This is a genomic window from Mesorhizobium sp. L2C084A000 (genome assembly GCF_000502875.1).
Classification (GTDB): Bacteria; Pseudomonadota; Alphaproteobacteria; order Rhizobiales; family Rhizobiaceae; genus Mesorhizobium.
Genome location: NZ_AYWX01000006.1, coordinates 1 through 24,716 on the forward strand (window position 1 = coordinate 1; position 24,716 = coordinate 24,716).

General features: G+C 64.4%; 21 protein-coding genes and 2 pseudogenes. 9 read left to right on the plus strand and 14 right to left on the minus strand.

Going from position 1 to position 24,716, the window contains the following annotated elements; all coding sequences use genetic code 11:
• The 3 genes and pseudogenes from X735_RS151795 to X735_RS01000000165845 form a co-directional block, all read left to right on the plus strand.
• Positions 1-1,184, plus strand: a 1,184-nt coding sequence (locus X735_RS151795) for an iron ABC transporter permease (RefSeq protein ID WP_023811176.1), incomplete at its 5' end; no start/stop codon positions are given.
• Between the two features lie 109 nt (positions 1,185-1,293).
• Entirely contained in the window at positions 1,294-3,018 is a 1,725-nt protein-coding gene (locus X735_RS151790) for an ABC transporter ATP-binding protein (protein ID WP_023811177.1), read from the plus strand.
• A gap of 36 nt (positions 3,019-3,054) precedes the next feature.
• Positions 3,055-3,728 (plus strand): annotated as a pseudogene (locus X735_RS01000000165845) (isochorismatase family cysteine hydrolase).
• A gap of 235 nt (positions 3,729-3,963) precedes the next feature.
• On the opposite strand, the gene X735_RS151785 reads toward X735_RS01000000165845, so the two are convergent.
• Complete coding sequence (locus X735_RS151785) at positions 3,964-4,905, minus strand: LLM class flavin-dependent oxidoreductase (RefSeq protein WP_023811178.1); 942 nt, start codon at positions 4,903-4,905, stop codon at positions 3,964-3,966.
• 109 nt (positions 4,906-5,014) lie between these two features.
• Positions 5,015-5,170, minus strand: a complete 156-nt coding sequence (locus X735_RS1000000167495; protein WP_023811179.1) for a hypothetical protein — start codon at positions 5,168-5,170, stop codon at positions 5,015-5,017.
• Positions 5,171-5,460: 290 nt separating this feature from the next.
• On the opposite strand from X735_RS1000000167495, the gene X735_RS151780 reads away from it, so the two are divergent.
• Entirely contained in the window at positions 5,461-6,228 is a 768-nt protein-coding gene (locus X735_RS151780; protein ID WP_023811180.1) for an SDR family oxidoreductase, read from the plus strand.
• Positions 6,229-6,436: 208 nt separating this feature from the next.
• Here the strand turns inward: X735_RS151780 and X735_RS151775 are convergent, their stop codons facing one another.
• From X735_RS151775 to X735_RS151750, 8 genes and pseudogenes are all read right to left on the minus strand, one after another.
• Positions 6,437-7,381, minus strand: coding sequence for an ABC transporter permease (locus X735_RS151775; RefSeq protein WP_023811181.1), 945 nt, complete (start codon positions 7,379-7,381; stop codon positions 6,437-6,439).
• Complete coding sequence (locus X735_RS151770) at positions 7,378-8,433, minus strand: ABC transporter permease (RefSeq protein ID WP_023811182.1); 1,056 nt, start codon at positions 8,431-8,433, stop codon at positions 7,378-7,380. Before X735_RS151770 ends, X735_RS151775 begins: the two co-directional genes overlap by 4 nt.
• Before the next feature lie 224 nt (positions 8,434-8,657).
• Complete coding sequence (locus X735_RS1000000169780; RefSeq protein ID WP_348625589.1) at positions 8,658-9,614, minus strand: ATP-binding cassette domain-containing protein; 957 nt, start codon at positions 9,612-9,614, stop codon at positions 8,658-8,660.
• A gap of 108 nt (positions 9,615-9,722) precedes the next feature.
• A pseudogene (locus X735_RS1000000169785) lies at positions 9,723-10,051 on the minus strand (ATP-binding cassette domain-containing protein); the annotation flags it as partial.
• A gap of 236 nt (positions 10,052-10,287) precedes the next feature.
• Positions 10,288-11,319, minus strand: a complete 1,032-nt coding sequence (locus tag X735_RS151765; protein WP_023811183.1) for a BMP family protein — start codon at positions 11,317-11,319, stop codon at positions 10,288-10,290.
• Positions 11,320-11,473: 154 nt separating this feature from the next.
• Positions 11,474-12,679 carry a 3-oxoadipyl-CoA thiolase gene (pcaF, locus tag X735_RS151760; RefSeq protein WP_023811184.1) on the minus strand — a complete coding sequence of 402 codons (1,206 nt, stop codon included), beginning with the start codon at positions 12,677-12,679 and terminating at the stop codon, positions 11,474-11,476.
• Between the two features lies 1 nt (position 12,680).
• A complete protein-coding gene (locus X735_RS151755; protein WP_023811185.1) occupies positions 12,681-13,478 on the minus strand; it encodes a CoA-transferase subunit beta in 798 nt (265 codons plus the stop codon).
• Complete coding sequence (locus X735_RS151750) at positions 13,475-14,332, minus strand: CoA transferase subunit A (protein WP_023811186.1); 858 nt, start codon at positions 14,330-14,332, stop codon at positions 13,475-13,477. Before X735_RS151750 ends, X735_RS151755 begins: the two co-directional genes overlap by 4 nt.
• A 120-nt stretch (positions 14,333-14,452) precedes the next feature.
• On the opposite strand from X735_RS151750, the gene X735_RS151745 reads away from it, so the two are divergent.
• Complete coding sequence (locus X735_RS151745) at positions 14,453-15,223, plus strand: IclR family transcriptional regulator C-terminal domain-containing protein (protein WP_023811187.1); 771 nt, start codon at positions 14,453-14,455, stop codon at positions 15,221-15,223.
• Positions 15,224-15,463: 240 nt separating this feature from the next.
• Here the strand turns inward: X735_RS151745 and X735_RS151740 are convergent, their stop codons facing one another.
• The 4 genes from X735_RS151740 to X735_RS151725 are packed head-to-tail and all read right to left on the minus strand — an operon-like array spanning position 15,464 to position 20,385.
• Positions 15,464-16,765, minus strand: a complete 1,302-nt coding sequence (locus tag X735_RS151740) for an FAD-binding oxidoreductase (RefSeq protein WP_031213254.1) — start codon at positions 16,763-16,765, stop codon at positions 15,464-15,466.
• Between the two features lie 2 nt (positions 16,766-16,767).
• Positions 16,768-18,147, minus strand: a complete 1,380-nt coding sequence (locus X735_RS151735) for a glutamine synthetase family protein (protein WP_023811189.1) — start codon at positions 18,145-18,147, stop codon at positions 16,768-16,770.
• A gap of 5 nt (positions 18,148-18,152) precedes the next feature.
• Positions 18,153-19,436 (minus strand): glycosyltransferase, encoded by a 1,284-nt coding sequence (locus X735_RS151730; protein WP_023811190.1) that lies wholly within the window; start codon positions 19,434-19,436, stop codon positions 18,153-18,155.
• A 10-nt stretch (positions 19,437-19,446) separates the two neighbouring features.
• Positions 19,447-20,385, minus strand: coding sequence for a GntR family transcriptional regulator (locus X735_RS151725; RefSeq protein ID WP_023811191.1), 939 nt, complete (start codon positions 20,383-20,385; stop codon positions 19,447-19,449).
• A 239-nt stretch (positions 20,386-20,624) separates the two neighbouring features.
• Here X735_RS151725 and X735_RS151720 point away from each other — a divergent pair, with 239 nt between their 5' ends.
• The 4 genes from X735_RS151720 to X735_RS151705 all read left to right on the plus strand — a co-directional run bounded on the left by X735_RS151720 (position 20,625) and on the right by X735_RS151705 (position 24,707).
• Entirely contained in the window at positions 20,625-21,689 is a 1,065-nt protein-coding gene (locus X735_RS151720; protein WP_023811192.1) for a spermidine/putrescine ABC transporter substrate-binding protein, read from the plus strand.
• A gap of 318 nt (positions 21,690-22,007) precedes the next feature.
• Positions 22,008-22,850, plus strand: a complete 843-nt coding sequence (locus X735_RS151715) for an ABC transporter permease (RefSeq protein ID WP_031213256.1) — start codon at positions 22,008-22,010, stop codon at positions 22,848-22,850.
• A complete protein-coding gene (locus X735_RS151710) occupies positions 22,843-23,637 on the plus strand; it encodes an ABC transporter permease (RefSeq protein WP_023811194.1) in 795 nt (264 codons plus the stop codon). Before X735_RS151715 ends, X735_RS151710 begins: the two co-directional genes overlap by 8 nt.
• Complete coding sequence (locus tag X735_RS151705) at positions 23,634-24,707, plus strand: ABC transporter ATP-binding protein (protein ID WP_023811195.1); 1,074 nt, start codon at positions 23,634-23,636, stop codon at positions 24,705-24,707. The genes X735_RS151710 and X735_RS151705 overlap by 4 nt, the downstream gene beginning before the upstream one ends.
• Positions 24,708-24,716: the final 9 nt, after the last annotated feature.

The window sequence follows — 24,716 nt, forward strand, 5'->3', positions numbered from 1 at the left end:
TGGCGCGGCTGGCCGGAGCGCGCACGCTTGGCCGCCGCCTGGTCTGGTCGCCGCTGGTCGGCGGCGCCCTGCTCTGGCTCACCGACCGGCTGGTGCAGCATCTGCCGTTCGCCGGCGAAATCCCCGCCGGCACCGCGACCGCTTTGCTCGGCGCACCGCTGCTGCTGTTCCTGTTGCCGCGAATGCGAACCACTCCCGAAAGGCAAGCCGACATGATGTCATCGGTACGCCTGCCGACAAACGGCCTGCCGTTGATCGCGGGCCTGCTGGCGCTTATCCTCGCGGTTTTCCTCGCCATCGGCTTTGGCCGTGCCGCAGGCGGTTGGCACTGGATCGCATCCGCGGATTTGACCGAGCTGCTTGCCCTGCGCGCGCCTCGCGTCGTCGTCGCCCTGTCGGCGGGCGTCCTGCTCGCCGTCACCGGCACGCTGATGCAGCGCATGACCGGCAACCCGATGGCCGCGCCCGAGGTCCTGGGCATTTCCGGCGGCGCCTCTTTCGGCGTGCTGGCGCTGCTGCTGCTCAGCGACGGCTTCGACCGCGCGGCAATGCTCGGCGCCGCCCTCGCCGGCGCCATGCTGGCGCTGACGATCGTTGTTTTGACCGGGCGGCGCAATGCCCTGTCGCCGGAACGGCTGCTGCTTGCCGGCGTCGCCGTTGCGACGGTCGCGTCCGCCTTCGCCGCGCTGCTTCTGGCCAGCGGCGATCCGCGCATGGACTTCCTGCTCACCTGGCTGTCGGGATCGACCTATCGCGCAACACCCAATGATGCCCTCACCGCCGCAACGGTCGCGGTCGCCGTCCTCGCGCTGGCGCCGCTGACCGCGCGCTGGCTCGATATACTGCCGCTCGGCGAAACCGCCGCGCGTGGCCTTGGCCTGCGACTGGGACGTGTTCGCGCCACATTGCTTGCGCTCACCGCATTAGCCACCGCAACCGCGACATTGGTCATCGGCCCGCTGAGCTTCGTCGGCCTGATGGCGCCGCACCTCGCACGCATGCTCGGCTTCCGCCGCGCCGTGCCGCAGCTTCTGGCCTCGGCCATGACAGGCGGGCTGATCCTCGTTGCCGCCGACTGGGCAGGGCGGACGCTGATCTTTCCCTGGCAAGTGCCGGCCGGCCTCATCGCCGCCTTCGTGGGCGGCCCCTATTTCATGGCGCTGATGTGGAAAGGCAGGCAATGAAGTCGGCCCTGGCATATTGCCGGCCCTGCCCTGCCGATTGTAAGCAGCGCCCATCGATGGCGGCCGGCGCCCTCGCCGCGTCCATCAAGACAGCTTGCGGTTCACCTCGATGATCAGACGTTTCCTTTCCTACTACGCGCCCTGGAAGGGGCTGTTCGCGCCCGACTTCTCCTGCGCGGTGCTGGCCGGTCTGCTCGAACTCGGCTTTCCCATGGCGGTCCGCACCTTCGTCGACCAGCTGCTGCCGCAGCAGGACTGGACGCTGATCATCATCGCCTCGACCGGGCTGCTGGTGATCTATCTGCTCAACACGGTGCTGATGGCGGTCGTCACCTATTGGGGCCACATGCTCGGCATCAACATCGAGACCGAGATGCGGCGCAAGAGCTTCGATCATCTGCAGAAACTGTCGTTCCGCTTTTACGACAATCACAAGACCGGCCATCTCGTCGGCCGCGTCACCAAGGATCTCGAGGAGATCGGCGAGATCGCGCATCATGGCCCCGAGGACCTGTTCATCGCCATCATGACCTTCGCCGGCGCCTTCGTGCTGATGTTCACGGTCAACATGCATCTGGCGTTGATCACGGCGGTGATCGTGCCTCTGATCGCCTGGGTGACGATGCGCTACGGCGACCGCATGGAGCGCAACTGGCAGGCGCTCTATCGGCGTGTCGGCGATTTCAACGTCCGCATCGAGGAGAATGTCGGCGGCATGCGCGTCGTCCAGGCCTTCGCCAATGAGGAGCATGAGCGCACGCTTTTCGCGCATGACAACCAGCGCTACCGCCAGACCAAGCTCGACGCCTACCGCATCATGTCGGCCAGCAATTCCCTGAACTATATGGGCATCAGGCTGATCCAGCTCGTGGTCATGATCGCCGGCAGCTACCTCGTCATTACGGGAGGCCTGAGCAATGGCGGCTTCGTCGGCTTCCTGCTTCTGGTCGGCGTCTTCGTGCGGCCGATCGAAAAGATCAATTCGGTGATCGAGACCTATCCAAAAGGCATTGCAGGCTTCCGCCGCTACACCGAGCTGCTCGACACCGAACCCGACATCGCCGACCGGCCTGATGCCGTTACCGCCAGCGGGCTCAAGGGCGACATCGAATATCGCGGTGTGAGCTTCGGTTATGGTGACGGCAAGCCGGTGCTCAGGGATATCGATCTCGCCATTCACGCCGGCGAAACCATCGCCTTCGTCGGCCCGTCGGGCGCCGGCAAGACCACCATATGTTCGCTGCTGCCGCGGTTCTACGAAGTCAGCGCCGGGCGGATCAGCATCGACGGCATCGATATCAGGGACATGACGCTCGCTTCGCTGCGTGGCCAGATCGGCATCGTCCAGCAGGATGTCTTCCTGTTCGGCGGCTCGATCCGCGAAAACATCGCCTATGGCCGTCTCGGCGCCTCCGACGAGGCCATCACCGATGCCGCGCGGCGGGCGCAGCTAGACGGCATGATATCGGGCCTGCCGGCCGGCTTTGACACGATCATCGGCGAGCGCGGCGTAAAATTGTCCGGCGGCCAGAAGCAGCGGCTGGCGATCGCCCGCATGTTCCTGAAGAACCCGCCGATCCTCATCCTCGACGAGGCGACGTCGGCGCTCGACACCGAGACCGAGCGCGAAATCCAGAAGTCGTTGGCCGAACTTGCCGAGGGTCGGACCACGCTGGTCATCGCACACCGGCTGGCCACGATCCGCGGCGCCGACCGCATCGTCGTCGTCTCGGAGTCCGGCGTCGTCGAACAGGGTTCGCACAGCGAACTGCTCCGCGCCGGCGGCATCTATCGGCGCCTGCACGACGCCCAGCATCTGGTGTCGTCGCGCTGATCCACTATGGTGGCGGCCCAAAGCAGGGAGCCCCGGATGATCAAGGCAACGCCCTTCGATTTCCCCTATGACGGCAGGCTGGTGGCCGAAAACACCGCGCTAATCGTCATCGACCTGCAGCAGGATTTCCTTTCGACATCAGGCTACTTCGCCAGGCAGGGCTATGACCCGTCGCCTCTAGGGCGATCCTGCCGACGGTGAGCCGGCTGATCGCGGCCGCGCGCAAGGCCGGCGTCAGGGTCATCCACACGAGGCAGGGCTAGCGGGCCGATATGGCCGATATGACGCCTTACGAAAAATGGCGCCGCAAGCGCGCCGGTCTCGACGGCACCGATATCCTGCTGCGCTCGGGCACGGGGTTCCAGATCGTTCAGGAGATCGATGTGGCGCCGCAGGACATCATTGTCGACAAGACCTGCAACAGCGCCTTCATTTATACGGATTTCGAGCTTGTCCTGCGCGCGCAAGGCATCACGCATCTCATGTTTTCCGGATGCACGACGGATGTCTGCGTCCACACCACGCTGCGCGAAGCCTGCGACCGGAATTTCCAATGCCTGACGATCTCGGACGCTTGCGCCAGCGGCGACAGACAAGCGCACGAAGCAGCGCTTCACATGGTGACGGTTGAGGATGGCGTCTTTGGCGCGCTCGCTGATTCCAGCGCTGTCATTGAAGGCTTGTCGCGATTGTCGGGCATGGCGAGTTAGGGCGCCAAGATCAATGCCGGCGGGACAGCACCCCCCTCTGGCCTGCCGGCCATCTCCCCCGCAAGGAGGGAGATTGGCTGTCATCTCGGCTTTCACTAATCGCCAACGTGGCAAGACGAGCGCTGCGGGTGAAGCTGTCGATCTCCCCCCTTGCGGGGGAGATGTCCGGCAGGACAGAGGGGGGTGTGAAGGATCTCGGCGTTACCGGAATAGCTTTCATTCCGTAGGCCAGAACTCAGCCCGTTGCGCGCGTCTCCAATCCTGCACGAGACGCATATGCCCCAGGCTGGAATGCCTCGTGTTCGCGACGCGCCAGCGAATTGCGCAGCAGGGCGATGGTTTCCCGGCCGACCGTTGCGATCTCACGCGGCGTGTCGACGCCGACAATCATGAATTCATCGATCCCGAGGGCTGCATAGGCAAGCAGCGACAGGGCGGCCTGGGCTGGCGGCCCGGCAACATCGATCGCCTTGTGGCCGGAGGCGGAAGCACCTTGGTGAATCCCGACCGGAAGCGCGAAGCGCAGCTTGCCGGCCCGGCCATGTTCGGCGGCCGAGCGGCGCACCCGCTCCATCAATTGCCGGATCTCATCGATCGAGCCCGGTGCCAATTCAAAGACATCGGCATGCCGGCCGGCAACTTTGAGTGCCGTTCCGGACTGCCCGCCCATGCGGATGACCAGGTCGGCGCCGTGCGGTCCCTTGTGCGGCACGTAGCCGCCCTTGATGCTGTAGAACGTTCCTTCGTGGTCGAAGGGCCGGTCGTTCGACCACAGCCGCTTCAGCAACACCAGATATTCGTCTATGCGCTGCCAAATGACGGTGTGCCCGACCGGCCGTGTTTCGGCGTCGGCGTCGCTCAGCGGCTCGCTGATCATCCTCAGCGCCAGGCGTCCGCCGCTTTTCCTGTCGATCGACGCCAGTTGGCGGGCTGCCACGGTCGGTTCGACCACGCCCGCCCAATGGGTGAGCACGACTTCCAGCGACGAGGTGCGATCGAGCACTTGGGCCGCAAGATCCATGTTGGTCAGCAGCCCGGCCGAATCGTCGACGACGATCTTGCGGAAGCCGCCATCCTCGATCAGCCCGAGCTTGGTCGCGGTCTCGGCAAAGTCGTAGAAAAAGGGAACCGCGGCATCGGCGGTCTTACCCGGAATATGCGTGAACTCGATCGGCATTGCCATGTCCTCCGTTGTGTCGGGCGCGCGAAAGCACGCCGAGGATTCGGTTCATTCAACTCCGATTGCCTGAAAGCGGTGGGCAGCTAACCCCGGTCGATCTGACGACTCAGGGAATAAGGCCCAGAACAACTGCCCCGGTGAACACGAACGCAAGGGCAAAGACGAGATAGGCGAAAGCCCCGGCATAGGCCGGGCGAAAGGCCTGGGCATTGGCCGACCGCTGAGCGCTGCGATCCGTCTGGGCGTTCTGGATGTAGGACATATCGACCTCCGTCTCGGCGATTAATCTATAAAACTGGTAGACTTTGTCGATTGCTATTTTTGGGCTAAAGACAGAATAATTTTCTCCTATGATGCCGGAAGTTGGTAGGCACTTGCTTAGAGGGAGCGCTCGGACGGCCGATCCATATGGCGCGTCCGTTTTTTGCTTCTGCGTCCGAATGGACCTATGGCCTTGCCCTCGCTGCGCTCAATTCGTGGATTGGCCGCCCGGCACGGGCGCGGTAGCATCGCCCAACCAGCAAAGCGAAATCGTCACACAGGGGCAGAAAAATGGGCACAAGACTGGCCGGCAAGGTCGCCATCATTTCGGGAGGAGCGACGGGAATGGGCGGAGCGGCTTCGGAGCTGTTCGCCGCCGAAGGCGCCAAGGTGGCGATCATCGACCGCAACGGCGAGGCGGCCGCCGCAACCGCAGCGGCGATACGCGCGCGGGGACAGATAGCCGAGCATTTCATCGCCGACGTCTCCGACGAAGCCCAGGTCGAAACGGCGGTGAAGGGTGCTATCGAAAAACTCGGACCGGTCACCGTGCTGTTCAACCACGCCGGCACCATCGTCATCAAACCCTTCCTGGAGACGACGGTCCAGGAATGGGACTGGCTGCATGCCGTCAATGTGCGCTCGATGTTCCTGATGACGCGCGCCGTTTTGCCCGGCATGATTGCGGCCGGCGGCGGCTCGATCGTCTGTACTTCGTCGATCTCGGCGGTGGCGGCGACTCCCAACGAAGTGCTCTATGACACCACCAAGGGCGCTTGCCACATGTTCGCCCGCGCCATCGCCGTCGAGTTCCGCGACCGCAACATCCGCTGCAATGCGGTCTGCCCCGGCTTCATCCGCACGCCGCACGGCCTGCGCGAGGTCGCCGACCTCGGCAGGCTCGGCGTCGACGTCTCCGACGCGGCGCTGGCCGCGCAGCAGGGCCGCATCGGCGAACCGGAAGAGGTGGCGAGGGCAGCGCTCTACCTGGCCAGCGACGAGTCGAGCTTCGTCAACGGCACGCATCTGTTTGTGGATAACGGCTTTACCGCGATGTGAGACGCTCAAAGAAGGCGCGAACTTGGCAGGATGCGGGTTCCTCGCCCCCACGAATGGGGGGAGAGGTGGCTCGGCGAAGCCGAGACGGAGAGGGGGAATGGCTCGACCTTGCCTTGCTTCGGCGACAACTCGCCAGCGTCGCAGGCCTCTCTCCGACCGCTTCGCGGCCACCTCTCCCCGCTTTGCGGGGCGAGGAACCCAAGCTTTGCTACCGCTCTTCCCGCCGAAACGGCTTGAGCAGCGCCGACGGTGCCACCGCGTTGCGCGACATCACCGCCATGGCGACGATGGTGAAGATGAACGGCAGCATCAGGAACGCCTCGTAGGGGATGTGTCCGAGCCCGCTGGCCTGCATGCGCAGCTGCAGCGCATCGACGAAGGCGAACAGCAGTGCCGCACCCGCCGAGCGCCACGGATCCCAGCGGCCGAACACGACCAGCGCGATCGCCACCCAGCCGCGCCCCGACACCACGCCGAAGGTGAAAGCGTTGAACTGCGCCATCGACAGGAAGGCGCCGGCCAGCCCCATCAGCGCCCCGCCGAGGATGACTGCCTGGAAGCGCGTGGCGGTGACACTGACCCCCGCCGAATCCGCGGCGCGCGGGTTTTCGCCGACCATGCGCACCGACAGGCCCCATGGCGTGCGGTAGAGCACGAAGGCGGCGAGCGGAATGGCGAGGATCGCCATGTAGACCAGCGCGAACTGGTTGAACACCGCCGGCCCGAGCACTGGAATGTCGGAGAGGACCGGGATCGACAGCGTCTGAAAACCCTTGATGCTGGGCGGCACCGATTGCTGGCCGAAGATCAGCCGGTAGAGGAAATAGGCGAGGCCCGACGAGAACAGCGTCACGCCGATGCCGCAGACGTGCTGGCTGAGGCCGAGCGCCACGGTGAACAGCGCATGCAGCGCGCCCATCAGCATGCCGGTGAGCACCGCCGCCAGCACGCCAAGCCACAGGCTGCCGGTGAGGCTGGCGGCGGTGAAGCCCGTCATCGCCGACAACAGCATGATGCCTTCGATGCCGAGATTGAGCACGCCGGCCCGCTCGGAAAACATTTCGCCGAGCGTCGCGAAAGCCAGCGGCGTGGCAATGCGGATGATCGCGGCCAGGAAGCCGACCTGGAATATTTGTTCGAACACCGCGCTCATCGGGCAACTCCGACGCGACGGATGCGATAGGCGGTGAACAGCAGCGCCACAAGCATGGCAAGCAATGCGGTGCCCTGGATGACGTCGCTGAGGAAGGCCGGCACGCCGGTCGCCCGCGACATCGCCTCGGCGCCGGTCATCACGGCGGCAAGGAAGATCGCCGCCGGCACGACGCCGAGCGGATTGAGCCGCGCCAGCATCGCAACGACGATGCCGGAATAACCGTAGCCCGGCGAGATGTCGCTCATCACCTGGAAATGCACGCCGCCGACCTCGCCGACGCCGGCCAATCCGGCCAGCGCGCCGGACAGCAGCGCCGTCGAGATCAGCACCCGCTCGACGTGGATGCCGCCATATCTGGCGGCTTCCGGGTTTTCGCCGGTGACCCTGATCCTGAAGCCGAGCGTCGTGCGCACGATCAGGAACCAGATCAGCGGCGCCGCGATCAGTGCCGCGACGACGCCGAGATGCAGCCGCGTGCCTTCGAGCAGCACCGGGAAATTGGCCGAATCCTCGATCGGCGGCGAGATCGGATAGCCGCTGAAACTGTCCTTCCACGGCCCCTCGATCAGCGCCATCAAGGCGTAATAGATGACCGAGTTGAGCAACAGCGAACTGACGACATCATCGACCTTGAATTTTACTCTGAGCGTCGCCGGCACCAACGCGACTGCGGCTCCCGCTGCGGCGCCCGCCACCGCCATCAAGACCATGGCGAGCGGCCCCGGCATTGGAATGGCGCCGACAAAGCAGCTGGCCACCGCGCCGGCAAGCAATTGCCCTTCGGCGCCGATGTTCCAGAATTTTGCTCGGAAGGCGACCGCGACCGCCAGTCCTGTGAAGATCATGGGTGTTGCACGCACCATCGTTTCGGTGATCGCATAGCTGTCGCCCAGCGACGCCGTGAACATCACGCCATAAGCTTCGAGCACGCCGGCGCCGGCCAGCGCAATAAGGCCGCTGCACAAGATGAGCGTTGCTCCGATCGCCAGCAATGGCAGAGCGAGGTTGAACCAGGCAGGAGTGCTTGTCCGGGCTTCCAGGCGGAACATTAGGCGGCACCCTCTGTTCTGTCTGTCGAACAAGAATTCTGACGAAGAGGGACCCCCACCCCTATCCCCTCCCCACAAGGGGGAGGGGAACTCTCGCAGGCACTGACCACGACAAAACAGCAGAAGTCCGGGCTCAGAAGCTGTGTGAACGGCGAGCGGCAGCATCCCCCTCCCCCTTGTGGGGAGGGGTTAGGGGTGGGGGTCAGCGCCGCCGGAAGGTCCATCTAGGCTCTTCCCTCCGCCCCGGTCATCATCAGGCCGAGCCGTGCGATCGTTGCATCGGCGCTGTCGAGCGTGCCGACGATGCGGCCCTCATACATCACCGCGATGCGGTCGCAGAGCACCAGCAGTTCTTCGAGATCCTCGCCAATGACGACGATGCCGCAGCCCTTGGCGCGCATGTCGAGGAATTTTTCGTGGATGAAGCGGGCGGCTCCGATGTCGAGGCCGCGCGTCGGCTGCGAGACAACAAGCACCTTCGGATCGAAGGCAAGCTCGCGTGCCAACAACGCCTTCTGCAGATTGCCGCCGGACAGCGCCCCGGCGCGGGTCATCGGCCCGGGGCACCTGATATCATAGGCCTTGATCTGCGCCTCAGTGAAGGCGCGGACCGCATCGGGCTTGAGCAGGCCCCTGCTGCTGAACGCTGTGGTGCCGATGCGCGGCAGCACCATCGAATCGGCCAGCGGCAGATTGGTCACCAGTCCGGTCGTCATGCGGTCTTCCGGGATACGGCCAAGTCCGAGCGCCTGCACCTCGCGCGGCGAGAACCGCGAGACCTTTTGGCCGGCAATCGTCATCCGGCCGGCATCGGGCGCCCGCACGCCGGAGATCACCTCCGCCAGCGCCCGCTGGCCATTGCCCGACACCCCGGCAATGCCGAGGATTTCGCCGGCACGGACGGCAAGCGATACGTCGCGCAGCGCCGTGCCCGAATGATGCGAGGTTGAGATACCGTCGAGCGTCAGCACATCAGCACCCGGCGCCGATGGTCCCCGCGCCGGCGGCACGATCTCATGGCCGCACATCAGTGTTGCCATCTCCGAGGATGTCGTGTTGGCCGGGTCATCGACGCGGCCGGCAACGCGGCCATGCCGCAGCACCGTGCAGCGATGCGTCAGCGCCCGCACCTCGTTGAGCTTGTGCGAGATGAAGATGATGCCGAGACCTTGCGCCGCCATAGAACGCAACGCCGAAAACAGCCCGTCGACCTCGCTTGGCGCCAGCACCGCCGTCGGCTCGTCGAGGATCAGCAGCCTGGCGCCACGAAACAGCGCCTTGACGATTTCGAGCCGCTGCTGCTCGCCGACCGACAGCGCCGAGACCGGCAGGTCCGGGTCAAGCACCAGCCCATGCTGGCGGCCGATCTCGGCCAGCCGCGCCAGCCCGCCGGCGCGGTCGATCCGTCCTGTCTTGCCGGGAATGCCGATGAGCAGGTTTTCCAGCACCGTCAGCCGCGGCGCGAGGTNGGCGCATAGGCGCCGAACAGCACATTCATCAGCGTCGTCTTGCCGGCGCCGTTTTCGCCCAGTAGCCCGAGGATCTCGCCGGGCGCGACGCTGAGATCGACGGCCTCGTTCGCCTTGACGGCGCCAAAGCTCTTGGTGATGCCGCGCATTTCGATGAGTGGGGCGGACAAGGATGCTCCTGCGGAGAGAGGCTCTGCTTCACCCTCCCCCTTGTGGGGAGGGTCGGCTCGCAGTCGGAGCGAAGCGGAGATTGCGAGACGGGGTGGGGATGCGCCCTACGAGGACCCCCCCCCCCCCCCCCCCCCCCNGGCGCGGCGCTGCAAAAGACCCCCACCCCGCTCCGCTGCGCGGAGCGACCCTCCCCACAAGGGGGAGGGTAAAGAAATCAATCCGAAACCGGCGTATTCTCGTCCACATCCACCCGGAAATTGCCTTCCAGAATCTCCGCCTTCTTCTTTTCGACCAGCTCCTTGACGTCCGCCGGCAGCGTCTTGTCGAACTTGTGGTAGGGCGCCAAATGCGAGCCGCCCTTGGCCATGCGCGAGAAATCGCCATAGTCCTGCGCGGTGAAGACGCCGGCCCTGACCAGTTTGATCGCCTGCTCGACCGTCGGATACATGTCCCAGACCGGACCGGTGATGACCGTGTCGGGGCCGAGACTCGACTGGTCGGACATGTTGGAGATGGCGAGGATCTTCTTGTCCACCGCGGCTTCGATGACACCGAAGCGCTCGGCGTAGATGACGTCGACGCCGGCGTCGATCTGCGCGACCGCCGCTTCCTTGGCCTTGGGCGGATCGAAGAACGAGCCGATGAAGGCGACCTTCTTCTTGATGTTGGGATTGACCTCCCTGGCGCCGGCGAAGAAGGCGTTGACCAGCCGGTTCACCTCCGGAATGCCCATCGCCGCGACGGCGCCGATCGTGCCCGACTTCGACATCTTGCCAGCGATCATGCCCGAGAGATAGGCGGGCTCGTGGATCCAGTTGTCGAACACCCCGAAATTGGGTTCCGCCGGGCCGGCGCCGGAGCCGAACAGCCAGGCGGTCTTCGGGAACTGCTTGGCGGTGCGGCGCGATTCGCGCTCGGCGGCGAAGGCGTCGCCCAGCACCAGTTGGTAGCCGCCTTGCGCATATTCGCGCATGACGCGGCTGAAATCGGCGGTCTGCACCTTCTCCGACCATTTGTATTCGATGCCGAGTTCCTTCTCGGCCTTCTGCAGGGCGACATGGATCTGGTTGTCCCATGGCTCCTCGATCGGCGTGGCGAAGATCGCCGCCACCTTCAGCTTCTTGTCCGCCGCGAAGGCGGCGCCCGGCAGCATCGTTGCCGCCAAACTAAGCGCGCCCAGCTCCAGCACATTGCGTCGCGAAAGCCCTTCGCGTTTTATCTGCGATTTATTGTTCCGGTTTTCCATTGCATTCCCCTCTGTTCGACAGCCGTGTCGAGCCGGCTGTTCGTGAAAATGTCAGACGGGGAAGTATGGAACGACGCCAGACTTTTGTCCACGTGGTCAAATTTGAACCGCGCACCGGATTCTTGATCTTAGCCGGCCAAGCAAGGGCCGCCGATCAAACCCGTTCCAGCGCGATCGCGATGCCCTGGCCGACACCGATGCACATCGTGGCAAGCGCATAGCGGCCGCCGCGCTCACGAAGCTCCAGCGCCGCCGTGCCGGAGATGCGGGCACCCGACATGCCCAGGGGATGGCCGAGCGCGATGGCGCCGCCATTCGGGTTGACGTGCGGTGCATCCTCGGCAATGCCGAGCTGGCGCAATACGGCGATGCCTTGCGAGGCAAAGGCTTCGTTGAGCTCGATGACATCGAACTGTTTTGGTGTCAGGCCAAGCCGCGCGCAGAGTTTTTGCGTCGCCGGCACCGGGCCGATGCCCATGATGCGCGGCGCAATACCGGCGGCAGCGCCGCCGAGGATGCGGGCGATCGGCGTCAGGCCATACTTTTTCACGGCTGCCTCGGAGGCAACGATCAGGGCCGCCGCCCCGTCATTGACGCCGGAGGCATTGCCGGCCGTCACCGTGCCGCCCTGGCGGAACGGTGTCGGCAGCCTGGCCAGCGCATCGACCGTCGTGCCAGCACGGGGATGTTCATCCTTCGAGACGACAACCGCATCGCCCTTGCGCTGCGGGATCGTCACTGGCGTGATCTCCTTGGCCAGCCGGCCATTGGCTTGCGCGGCGACCGCCTTGTCCTGGCTGCGCACGGCAAAGGCATCCTGGGCCGCGCGGGAGATGGCGAACTCTTCTGCCACATTCTCGCCGGTCTCCGGCATCGAATCGACGCCATACTGCTTCTTCATCAGCGGGTTGACGAAGCGCCAGCCGATGGTGGTGTCGTAGATCTCGGCATTGCGGGAGAACGCCGTGTCGGCCTTGGGCATGACGAAGGGTGCCCGGCTCATCGATTCCACGCCGCCCGCGATCATCAGCTCCGCTTCGCCGGCCTTGACAGCTCTGGCTGCGATGATCAGCGCATCCATGCCGGAGCCGCAAAGGCGATTGACGGTCGAGCCCGTAATCTCCTTCGGCAAGCCTGCCAGCAGCAGCGCCATGCGCGCCACGTTGCGGTTGTCCTCGCCGGCCTGGTTGGCACAGCCATAGACGACATCGTCGACAGCCTGCCAGTCGATGCCGGGATTGCGCTCGACCAATGCCCTCAGCGGTATCGCGCCGAGATCGTCTGATCGTACCGAAGACAGCGAGCCGCCAAAACGGCCGATCGGCGTGCGGATGTAGTCGCAGATATAGGCCTCGGCCATGTCATGCAGCCTTTGCTTTTCCGGTTCCCTCATGCGCCGCCTTGGTGCGGGCCTGCAGGTCGCGCAATGTCTTCAATTCGAGTTCGCCTGGCGCCGGCGTTTCGTCAAGAGTATCAGTGAACTTAACCACCCAGCCACAGCTCTCCTGCACCTGCTGGCGGGTGACGCCTGGATGCAGCGACACGACGGTGAATTCCTTGCTCACCGGGTCCGGCTTCCAGATGGCGAGATCGGTGATCAGCAGCGTCGGGCCGGCGGTGTCTATGCCAAGCCGTTTGCGATGGTCACCACCCTCGCCATGGCCGAAGGAAGTGAAGAAATCGATCTTCTCGACCATGCCGCGCTTGGTCTGCGCCATGGTGATGTAGATCTCCTTCGACGACGTCGCGATCTCCGGCGCGCCGCCGCCGCCGGGCAGCCTGGTCTTTGGGTGAAAATAATCGCCGATGACCGTGGTGTTGATGTTGCCAAACTTGTCGAGCTGCGCCGCACCGAGGAAGCCGATCGAGATGCGCCCACCCTGCAGCCAGTAGCGGAACATCTCCGGCACCGCGACGGTGGTGACGGCGGTTTCGCACAATTCGCCATCGCCGATTGACAGTGGCAGCACGTCGGGCGCGGTGCCGATCGTGCCGCTCTCGTAAATCAAGGTGATGTCGGGCGCATGCGTCAGCCGCGCCACATTGCAAGCGGCGGATGGCGCGCCGATGCCGACGAAACAGACATCGTCATTGCGCAGCGCGCGGCTGGCGACGATCGTCATCATCTCGTTGGGGGTGAAGCCCTGATTGTCGCTCATGCCGCTTTCCTCAGATGCTCGACCCGGGCCTCGAAATCGCCGGCACTCTTCTCGATGACGTTGGCCCGCATCCACGCCTGGAATTTCTCGCGGTCGGCGGCGATTTCGTCCCATTCGAGATAGGCGGCATTGTCGCGCGCATAATAGCCATGCGCGTAGGACGGATGCGAGCCTCCGGGCACGACCGATATCGCGGCAATCGTCCAGCGCGGCAGCACGGTCAGGTTGGGGTGCAGATCGTCGAAATTGTCGACCACTTCCTCGACCGTCACCACCGCGCGTTTGGCCGCCAGCACCGCTTCCTTCTGGATGCCGATGATGCCTTCGACCAGCACATTGCCTTTCTTGTCGGCCTTCTGCGCATGGATGAAGGTGACGTCAGGCCGGATCGAAGGAACAGCGGCCAGCACCTCGCCGGTGAACGGACAGGTGACAGACTTGATGTTCGGGTTGACCGCCGCGAGGCCAGCACCGCGATAGCCGCGAAACACCGCGCAGGGCAGGCCGGCAGCACCCGCTTCATAGGCGTTGGCCATGCCGGCATGGCTGTGCTCCTCGATTTCAAGTGAGCGCGGGAAACCGTTCTCGATGGCATCGCGGGCGCGGCGCAGCAGGCCGACGCCGGGATTGCCGACATAGGAGAAGACGATCTTCTTCGCCATGCCCATGCCGATCATCTGGTCGTAGATCAGGTCCGGCGTCATGCGGATCAAGGTCAGGTCGCGAAAACCCTGGCGGATCGCCTCATGCGCCGCTGCCGTCGGGATCAGATGGGTGAAGCCCTCGAAGGCAGCCGTGTCACCATCTTTCAAATTCTCGGCCACGGCCTGTTTGAGCGGCAGGAACTTGACCATCGCATCGGCTCCAGGCTGAGAAAGTTCGTATTGCGAACATATGTTTTATATGCGATACTTTCTATGCTGAGCAGAGGCGTGGAGTCAATCCTGACGCTGATGTCGTTCTGCGGAGACAAGATGGACGAAGAGGCTGTTTCCCGTGATCATGTCGGCTCGCTTGAACGCGGCCTTGCCGTCATGGAGATCCTGGCCCGCCATCCCTCGGGCATGACGTTGACTGAAATGGCCGAGGAAGCGGGCCTGACCCGCGCCGGCGCCCGCCGCTTCCTGCTGACACTCACCGCCACCGGCTATGCAACACAGGCCGGCCGCGTGTTCTCGCTGTCGCCGCGCCTGCTGACGGTTGCCCGCACCTGGCTCGGCGGCGCCTCGCTATGGGCCTTCGCCGCCCCCATCATGCGCGCGGTCGCCGCTCAGCTGAACGAGGCCTGCTCGGCAGCCATCCTGTCGGGTGAGGATGTCGTCTATGTCGCCCGCATTCCCGGCCGCCGCATCCTCAGCGTGTCACTCGATGTCGGCACCAGGCTGCCTGCCTATTGCACCTCGATGGGGCGCATCCTGCTCGCGGGCCTGACGCCTCAGGAATTGGACGCATTCCTCGACCAGACGACCATCGAGAGACGGACGCCGAAGACGATCATCGATGTCAGGCTGCTGGCCGGCGCCATCGGCAAGGCGAAAGCGGACGGCTTTGCCATCGTCGATGAGGAACTGGAACTCGGCCTGCGCTCGATCGCCGTGCCGATCCGCGACCGGGCAGAGCGCACGGTCGCGGCCATCAACGTCTCGACCCAGTCGGCGCGGTTTTCGGTCGCGGAGATGGAGCGGGAGATACTGCCGGCACTACTGGAGGCCAAGCAGCGGATTGAGGATTTTTTTGTGGTTTAAGAAGCTTCATCCAACCTTCGACGTCGGCGGGACAGCACCCCCCTCTGGCCTGCCGGCCATCTCCCCCGCAAGGAGGGAGATCAGCTGTTATCGCGGCTTTCGCCAAATCTACACCGTTGTAGGGTGAGCGCAGCGCTGAACCTGCCAATCTCCCCCCTTGCGGGGGAGATGTCCGGCAGGACAGAGGGGGTGTGAAGGATCGCTACGGGTACTATTTTGTGCCGTTGCAGCAACGCGACTTCAATGCTTGATCCGATCCCGCATCGCGTACCACAGCATGCCGAGCACATAGAGCGGCCCACGCAGTGCCGTCCCACCCGGAAACGGCATCGGCGTCAGCGTCGAGAACAAATCTAGCCGCGAGGCGTCGCCCATGATCGCTTCGGCCAGCAGCTTACCGGACAGCGTCGACAGGATGACGCCCTTGCCGGAATAGCCATGCGCGAAATAGACCTCGCCATAGTGCCCGACGTGCGGCAGCCGCGATGTCGTCACCGACACAAGCCCGCCCCAGGCATGATCGATGCGGCAGCCCTTGAGCTGCGGAAAGGTCTTTTCCATATGCGGCCGCACGAAGCCGGCGATATCGGCCGGCGGTGACGGCGTGTAGCGTTCGCCGCCGCCGAACAGCAGGCGGCCATCCGCAGACATGCGGTAGTAGTTGACGACGAAGCGCGTGTCGGACACCGCGACATTGGCCGGGATGACATTGCGCTTGCCCTCCAGCGGCTCGGTGGCGACGATGTAGTTGCCGACCGGCATGATGCGGCTGTTGACGCGCGGCTCCAGCCCGTTGAGCAGAGCGTCACCCGCCAGCACGACATGTCTGGCACGCACCGAACCCTTTGATGTCGAGACCCGGACCGAAGGCTCGCGCTCCAGCCGCACGGCGACCGAATTCTCGTGGATGGTGACGCCGGCAGCAACCGCTGCGCGGGCAAGGCCGAGCGTATAGTTCAGCGGATGCATGTGGCCGCCGAGCGGCTCATACATCGCGCCATGGTAGGGTGTATCGACCTTGGCTCGGGCTTTAGCCGCCGATAGGATTTCCGCATGCGGGAACTTCATCACCGTGGCCAGGCACTCGGCCTCTTCCTCGAGATCCCTAAGGTCGGAGCCGTTGACCGCGCCGACCAGATGGCCGGTCAGCCTGAGATCGCAGTCGATGGCATGGCGCTCGATAATATCGAGCACCAGCCCGCGTGCCTCGAAGGCAAGATCGAACAGCGCCTTTGCCCGCTCGGGCCCGTAGAGCTTAACCAGCCCCTTGGCGCCCTTGCGCAGGCCGGGGATCATCTGGCCGCCATTGCGGCCCGATGCGCCCCAGCCGATCTTGCCGCCTTCGAGCAGCACCACCTTCAACCCACGCTCGGCGGCATGAAGGGCGGCCGACAGGCCGGTGCAGCCGCCGCCGACAACCACCAGGTCAGCATCGACATCGCCGACCAGCGCCGGATGGTCCGGCGCCCGATTGGCCGTGGCGACATAATAGGATTTACCGATATCGAGGCCCGAATTGAAACCCGTTGAACTGGAAGCCATGATCACACCTTCAGCAGCAGGTGGTCGCGTTCCCAGCTCGTCACCACGCCTTGGAACAGGTCGAGTTCGACGCTCTTGACGCGCAGATAGGTCTGGAAGAAATCCTCGCCGAGCAATTCCCGCACCGGATCGCAAGCAGCGAAGCGGTCCAGCGCCTCCTCCATGGTTTTCGGCAGCGTGCTCTTGATCTTGTAGGCGTTGCCCGACGCCTCGGGCGACCGTGCGAGCTTTTGTTCGACACCGAGGTAGCCGGCGAGAAGCGAACCGGCGATCGCCAGGTAAGGATTGGAATCCGCACCCGGCAACCGGTTCTCCACCCGCCGCGCGGAGCGGCCGCCGGCCGGCACGCGCAGGCCGCAGGAACGGTTGTCATGCGACCATTCGATGTTGGCCGGCGCGCTGTGGTTCGGGCGGATGCGGCGGAACGAGTTCACATTGGGCGCAAACAGCAGCATGATCTCGGGGACATATGTCTGCAGGCCGCCGATGAAATGGCCGAACATCTCGGTGTCGGCATCGTCGTTTCCGGCAAACAGCGTCTTGCCGGCCTCGTCGATGATGGACATGTGCAGATGCATCGAGCTTCCCGCCTGCGCCGCGATCGGCTTGGCCATGAAGGTCGCATGCATTCCGCTTTGCTGCGCGGCCTGGCGCGTCAACCGCTTGAACAGCAGCACCTTGTCGGCCAGCGGCAGCGCATCGCCATGCAGGAAGTTGATCTCAAGCTGCGCCGTACCTGACTCGTGGATCAGCGTGTCGAGTGGCAGTCCGGCCGCCGCCGCATAGTCATAGACGCGCCGGATCACCGGCTCGAACTCCTCGAGCGCGGCCATGTCATAGGGATGCTGCACACCCTCGGCACGGCCATTGGCGCCGATCGGCGCGGTCAGCGGCTGGTCGGGATCGGGATTGGGCGCGGTCAGATAGAATTCCAACTCCGGCGCCACCACCGCCCGCCAGCCGCGCTTGGCGTAGAGATCGAGCACGGTGCGCAGCACATGGCGCGGCGAGGCCATCCAGGGCCGGTCGTCCATATGGAAGGCATCGGCAAAGACATAGGCCTTGCCGGCGCTGGCACCGGGTGCCAGGCACAGCGTCGATACATCAGGCACCATGCGCATGTCGGGGTCCGAATAGGCAAAGCCCTCGTCGACCGAACCGGAATAGCGGCCGTCGATGCTGACCAGGAAAGCGCTGCTCGGCAGGTAGAGCGCGCGGTCTTCAAGCGCCTGGAGGAATTTGGCCGTAGGCAGCGCTTTGCCGCGCAGCACGCCGTTCATGTCGGGCACCAGGCATTCGACCTCGTTTATGCCGTGCCGGGCCAGCCAGATCTTGGGGTCGTTACCGCCAAGGAGCGAGATATTCGTATCGTTGTCAGGCATTTCGTTCATGTCCGTATCAGAGAGAGTATGGCTTGCGCGGCCGCATCCGTTCCAGGTTTCAGCGCCATTTGGGCTGCATTGTCCTTGAGGCGGGTGCGCATGGCATCGTCGGCCAGCAGGCCGAGAATGGCTCTCTCCAACACTCCTTCGGTCCAGGCGTCACGGCCGATATGGTCTCCGACGCCGGTCTCTCCGGCGCGCCGCGCATTGTCGTGCCCATCCCAGCAATAGGGCATGATCAGCGACGGCACGCCGAAGCGCAGCGCCTCGCAAAAGCTGTTGTTGCCGCCATGATGAATGAACAGATCCGACTTCGCCACGACCGAGGGCTGCGGAAACCAGGCGTCGAGATAGACATTGTCGGGCACCGCGCGATAGGCGTCGCGCAGGCCGCCGGCATTGACGATGAAGCGCGCCGGCAGCCTGTCGAACACCGCCAGCATGCGCTCGATCAGCCCGACATCCATGGCGCCGAGACTGCCGAAGCTGACATAGACCAGCGGCCCGCCATTGCGCGGGAATACCGGCACCTCGAATGGCCCTTCCGAACGCACGCAGCCTTCGAGATAGACGAAGCGCTCCGGGTCGAGCGGCTCGGCGCGCTCGCGGCGCACGATCGAAGGCGTCAGCAGCAAATTGAGGTCGGGCGACGTCTCCAGGAACAGGCCCTTCGGCAGCGGCGCCAGGCCGGCATCCATCCGGAAGCGGTCAAAGCGATCATGTGCGGGCGTGCAAGCCGCCAGATACCTGGCCTCGAACGCGGCGCGTTGCGAGTCGTCGACGCCAAGCCCCGACAGATAGGGCGGTACCTGTGCATCCGGAAGCTCGGTCTCGGCGCAGGAGACGACGCGCACCCAGGGGCAGCCGGCGGCGGCGATCGCCGGGAACATGATGACATTGTCGAGCACCACCGCGTCCGGCTTCAGCCGCGCCAGCAATTGACGCAGCGGCGCCTCGGCATTGACCGCGGTGTCGACGATGGCCTGCCAGGTCGGCGCGACATAGGTTTCCAGCTGGTCGATCGGGCTCAGCCGGAAATGCGGCAGGTGCCGGCGCACGAAAGCCTGCCAGTAGCTCTGGCGTTCGCTGTCGCTCAGCGGCTCTTCTGTCGGCAACTGGTATTCCTGGAAACCATAGTCGGCAAAGACGCCGGAAAAGCCGGCATGGCAGATGAAGACGGGCCGGGCGCCTCTCGCGCGCAACGCCTGCGCGATGCCGACGCAATTCAACGCCGCGCCGAAGCTTGCTTCGGGGAACAGCGCGATGGTCGGGCTGGCTTTACGCGTCAATTAATCCTCGTCAATCCGGCCGGCTGATCATGCCGAACAGGGCAGGCGCCCCGCGACTGGCCGCTTGCGGTCGCTGGTTGCGGGAGAGCCGCAGGTGGATGCGCAGTAGATCGGCAGCCACCTCATACTGCAGGCTTTCAAGATGGTCGAGTATAACAAGGTGTTCGCGCAGCGATTGCCGCAACCGGAAGACGTTGACGCCGGCATAGATGCCCGGCAGCCGGCGCAGCCTGAGGTGATCGGCGAGTGCGTCGGCCACGAAGCGGTTGGCGCAGCCTTCGGCGAGCATGCCATGAAAATCGATGTCCAGCCGCTGGAACTCGCGTGTGTCGAAGGCGGCGTCCGGCAGCGCCACCAGCGCTTCCATGCCCTGGCGCAACGTCGCCGCCCGCGCGCCATCCAGCCGGAAACCCGGCGTCAGGATGGCCGCGGGCTCCAGCAGCAGACGGAATTCATAACTGTCGCCTTGCGCCTCCGGATCGTCTGGCGTGCGTCGAAACAGCCAGGACTGGCCGGGCGCACGGTCCAACAAATTCTCTTCGGTCAGTTTGTTGAGCGCTTTTAGTACCGTCTTTCGGTCGGAACTGTAGCGCCGCATCAACCCCGCAACGGTCACTGTCTGGTCCAGCCGCCGCGCCGACCGGTCGCGCAGGATCGCCTCGGCCAGCTCGTCCTCCTCGGCAGCGGGCAATTCCGTGGCGACCGAAGCCTGCGCGGTGAGGTCGATGGCCAGATGATACCCGGAATCCGCCTCCCACCGTACGACGCCTCGCTCCGCAAGCAGGCCGAGCGCTGCCCGCACCGGTGTGCGGGAAACATTGCACAGCGAGGCGATCTGCTGCTCCGGCAAGCGTGCGCCGGGCCCAAAGCCGCGCTGCCGCGCCACATCCAGGATGCGCTGCGCCAGATCGAGATGGTTGGTGCGAGGTCGTCTGGCTACGGCTTGCATGACTGGTCCAGTGGAAAACGACATGACCGCATTGATTTGACCGATCGCCCGCACGGACGCAATCGGCCAGATTCCTCGGTCGCTTGGCAAATTATGGATTGACGTACTTTTTTCTGCAATAGTACTGTCACGACAATCGGCGAGAAAAAGACCGAGGGAACAGGATCGAGGCAGCGGCAAGGTCGCAGGCGTTGGTCCGGCGAATGAAATTCGACGATCAACCGGAATGGGAGTCTGTCATGACCGCTACCAGCCTGCGGCGCCGTGCGCTGAAAACATCTTCGCTCGCACTTGGCCTGGCCTTGGCGCTGTCCGCGCCGGCGATGGCTGCTGATCTCGTCATTTCCAACTGGGATGGCTACATGGCGCCCGACGCGATGGCCGCCTTCAAGACCGCGACCGGCGTTTCGGGTGAAGTGGTGGTGCACGCCACCAATGAAGAGATCATGGGCAAGCTGATCGCCGCCGGCGGCAAGGGCTATGACGTGGTCTTTGTCTCCTCGCCCTTCGCCGAGGTGCTGAACAAGCTCGGCCTGACCGAACCGATCGACCACACCAAGATACCGAACCTCGCCAACCTCTATCCGGAAGCAACCAAGCTGCCTCACGATGCCGGCAATGCATTCTCGGTGCCCTACACCTGGGGCACCACCGGCCTCTGCTATCGCTCGGACCTGATGAAGGTCGCACCAACCAGTTGGAGCGACCTGCTCGCGCCCTCCGACGAATTGAAGGGCAAGACCACCATGCTGGCGACCGACCGTTGGCTGCTGGCCGCCGGCCAGCTCGACAAGGGCTATTCGGTCAACGAAACCGACCCGGCCAAGATGGCTGAGGTCAAGGATCTGCTGATCTCGGCCAAGAAGACCCTGCTCGCCTATGACGACACCACCTTCTATTCCAAGCTGGTGTCCGGCGAGGCGCTGATGGTGCAGGCCTGGGACGGCTGGTGCAATTACGGCATCGCCGAAAAACCCGAGATCAAATACGTCATTCCCAAGGAAGGTTCGGACCTCTGGGTCGACACGATGGTGGTGATGAAGGCCTCCGCCAACAAGGACGCCGCCTTCCAGTTCATCAACTTCATGCTCGACGCCAAGAACCACGCCTGGGCAGCGCAGAACATCGACTACAAGGTGCCGAACAAGCCGGCCATGGAAAGCCTGCCTGCCGATTTCCTGGCCAAATTCCCCAACATGGCGATGCCGGTGGCCGACCTCGTCAAGTTCGAGCAATTGCGTGACGTCGGCGACGCCCAGCGCGACTATTCGAAGATCGTCAGCGAGATCAAGGCGGCGCAGTAGGGACTGTTCCAGCAGCATCTTGGAATCAAGCTTGCGTCCCGTGTCGCCCCCCTCTGGCCTGCCGGCCATCTCCCCCTCAAGGGGGGAGATTGGCTGTGGCATTGCTTTCGCCAATCTTCGATTTTTCAAAGTAAGCGAAAGGTTGGAACTGCCGATCTCCTCCCTTGAAGGGGGTGAGAAGTGGTCCGCGCAACGGACGGAAAGCCAATTGCTTGGCTTTCCGAACGACGAACGCCCGAAGCGAAAGCGAAAGGCCAGGTCCGGCAGGGCAGAGGGGGGCACTTCGTGAAGCACCTACCCTCTCGCTCCTCCTTGCTGATGGCCCCGGCGCTGGTCTGGCTGACCGCACTGATGGTGGTGCCGTGCGCGCTGGTGCTGGCGCTCGCCTTCTTCCGGCGCGGTATCTATGGCGGCATCGAATACACCTTTACGCTGGAGAATTTCGGGCTGGTCTTCGACCCGCTCTATGCCGGCATCTTCCTCAACTCGGCGCGCATCGCCGGCACCGCGACGCTGATCGCGGTGGTGATCGGCTACGCCGCCGCCTATGCGATATCAGCGGCACCCCGCCGGCTGCAGCCGGTGTTCCTGTTCTTCGCCGTGCTGCCCTTCTGGTCCAACTACCTGATCCGCACCTATGCCTGGATCGTGCTGCTCAACCGCGAAGGATTGATCACCCAGTTGCTGCGCTGGTTCGGCTACACCGGCGAGCCACCGTCGATGCTCTACACCGAAGGCGCCGTTATCGCCGGCCTGATCTACAACTATTTGCCCTTTGTCATCCTCGCCTGCTACGCGCCACTGTCTCGCCTCAACCCGGAACTCGCCGAGGCCTCGCGCGACCTCGGCGCCTCCGCCATGACCACATTCCGCCGTGTCATCCTGCCGCTGACCGTGCCCGGCATTGCTGCCGGCGCGGTGTTCGTCTTCGTGCTGTCGATCGGCAATTTCGTCACGCCCGCGCTGCTCGGCGGCGGCCGCTTCCAGATGATCGGCAACCTCGTCTACGACCAGTTCCTGACCGCCAACGACTGGCCGTTCGGCGCCGCGCTCGCGATGGCGCTGATCGCCATCATGCTTCTGGTGCTGATGGCGCAGGCGCTGGCCGCCAATCGCGCCTCGGGCCACGCCGCGCGAGCCGGCGGAGACACCGATGGCTGAGCGCTCTCCCGCCACGCGGCGCACGCTCTGGCTCGTGCTCAGCCTCGTCTTCGCTTTCCTCTACATCCCGATCGCCGTGCTGGTGGCGCTGTCCTTCAACGAAGGCGGGCTGCCGACGGCATGGTCGGGCTTTTCGCTGAAATGGTATGCCTCGCTGGCCGGCAATTCGGCGATCCTCTCCGCTGCGCTCAACACGCTGATCGTGGCGCTGGTCTCGACCGCGATCGCCACTCTGCTCGGCACGCTGCTGGCGATCGGCATCGAGATGCGCCGGCAATATGGCAGGGGACTCGAAGCGCTGATCTTCGCACCGATGATCATTCCCGACATCGTCCTGGCGATCGCGCTGCTTTCGTTCTTCTCCATGCTCAACCTGACCATGGGCCTGCACACCATCATCCTCGCCCATGTCGTCTTCAACCTTGCCTTTGTCTGCTCGGTGGTGCGCGCCAGGCTGAAGAGTTTTGATTGGTCGATCGTAGAGGCTTCCGCCGATCTCGGCGCCTCCGCGCTCACCACCTTCAGGCGGGTGACATTGCCGGTCATCGCGCCGGCGGTGATCGCAGGCGCGCTGCTCGCCTTCACGCTCTCGGTCGACGAGTTCATCATCGCTTTCTTCACCGCCGGCGCCGGCCGCTCCTCGACGACGCTGCCGATGCAGATCTACGCGATGATCCGCTTCGGCATCACGCCGGAGATCAACGCACTGGCGACCATCGTCATGGCGGTCTCGATCACCGCGCTGACCCTGTCGCAGCGGCTCAACCGTGGGATCATAGGCCAATGAGCGAACCGCGCACGCTGCTGGCCATCGACAAGGTGTCGAAGAATTTCGGCCGGGTGACGGCTGTCGACGGCATCTCGCTCGACATCCGCGAGAATGAGTTCTTCGCACTGCTCGGCCCGTCGGGCTGCGGCAAGACCACGCTGCTGCGCATGCTGGCCGGCTTCGAGACGCCTAGTGGCGGGCGCATCCTGCTCGACGGTCACGACATTGCGAAAACCCCGCCCAACAAGCGGCCGGTCAATCTGATGTTCCAGTCTTACGCGCTGTTTCCGCATATGAGCGTCCGCGCCAATGTCTCCTACGGCCTGGAGATGGAGCGCTTGCCGGCGCCAGAAATCCACTCCCGCGTCGACGCCATCCTGGCGACAACCGAGCTGGTCCCCTTCGCCGACCGCAAGCCGGAGCAGCTGTCGGGCGGCCAGAAGCAGCGCGTCGCGCTCGCCCGCGCGCTGGTCAAACGGCCCCGTCTGCTGCTGCTCGACGAGCCGCTTGGCGCGCTCGACAAGAAACTGCGCGGCGCCATGCAGCTGGAATTGAAGCGCCTGCAGCACGAGGTCGGCATCACCTTCGTCATCGTCACCCACGACCAGGAAGAATCGCTCGTCATGGCCGACCGCATGGCGGTGCTCAAGGACGGCAAGCTGCTGCAATGCGACACGCCGCACGCGATCTATGAGCATCCGGCCGACCGTTTCGTCGCCGACTTCATCGGCGTGATGAATTTTGTGCCGGGCAAGGCCGCCACCGATGGGGTTGTCGCCGCGAATGGCGCGCGAATATCCGGCAAGGTTCCAGCAACGCTCTCGCCCGGCGCATCCGCTGTCGCTTCGGTGCGGCCGGAGCGCATCCGGCTGTTCCCGGAAGCTCAGACCGCCAACCGCACCACCGGCACGGTCGAGGCGCTGGCCTATCAGGGGCTCGACCTGCAGCTGCATGTCCGCACACCCCTGTCGCCAAAGCCGTTCCTGGTGCGCGTCACCGCTGATGCCGCCGACCGCCGGCCGGTCGCGTCGGGAGATCAGGTCGAACTCGGCTGGGACGCCGCCGATGTCAGAGTTTTCGCAGAATAAAGGAGAAGC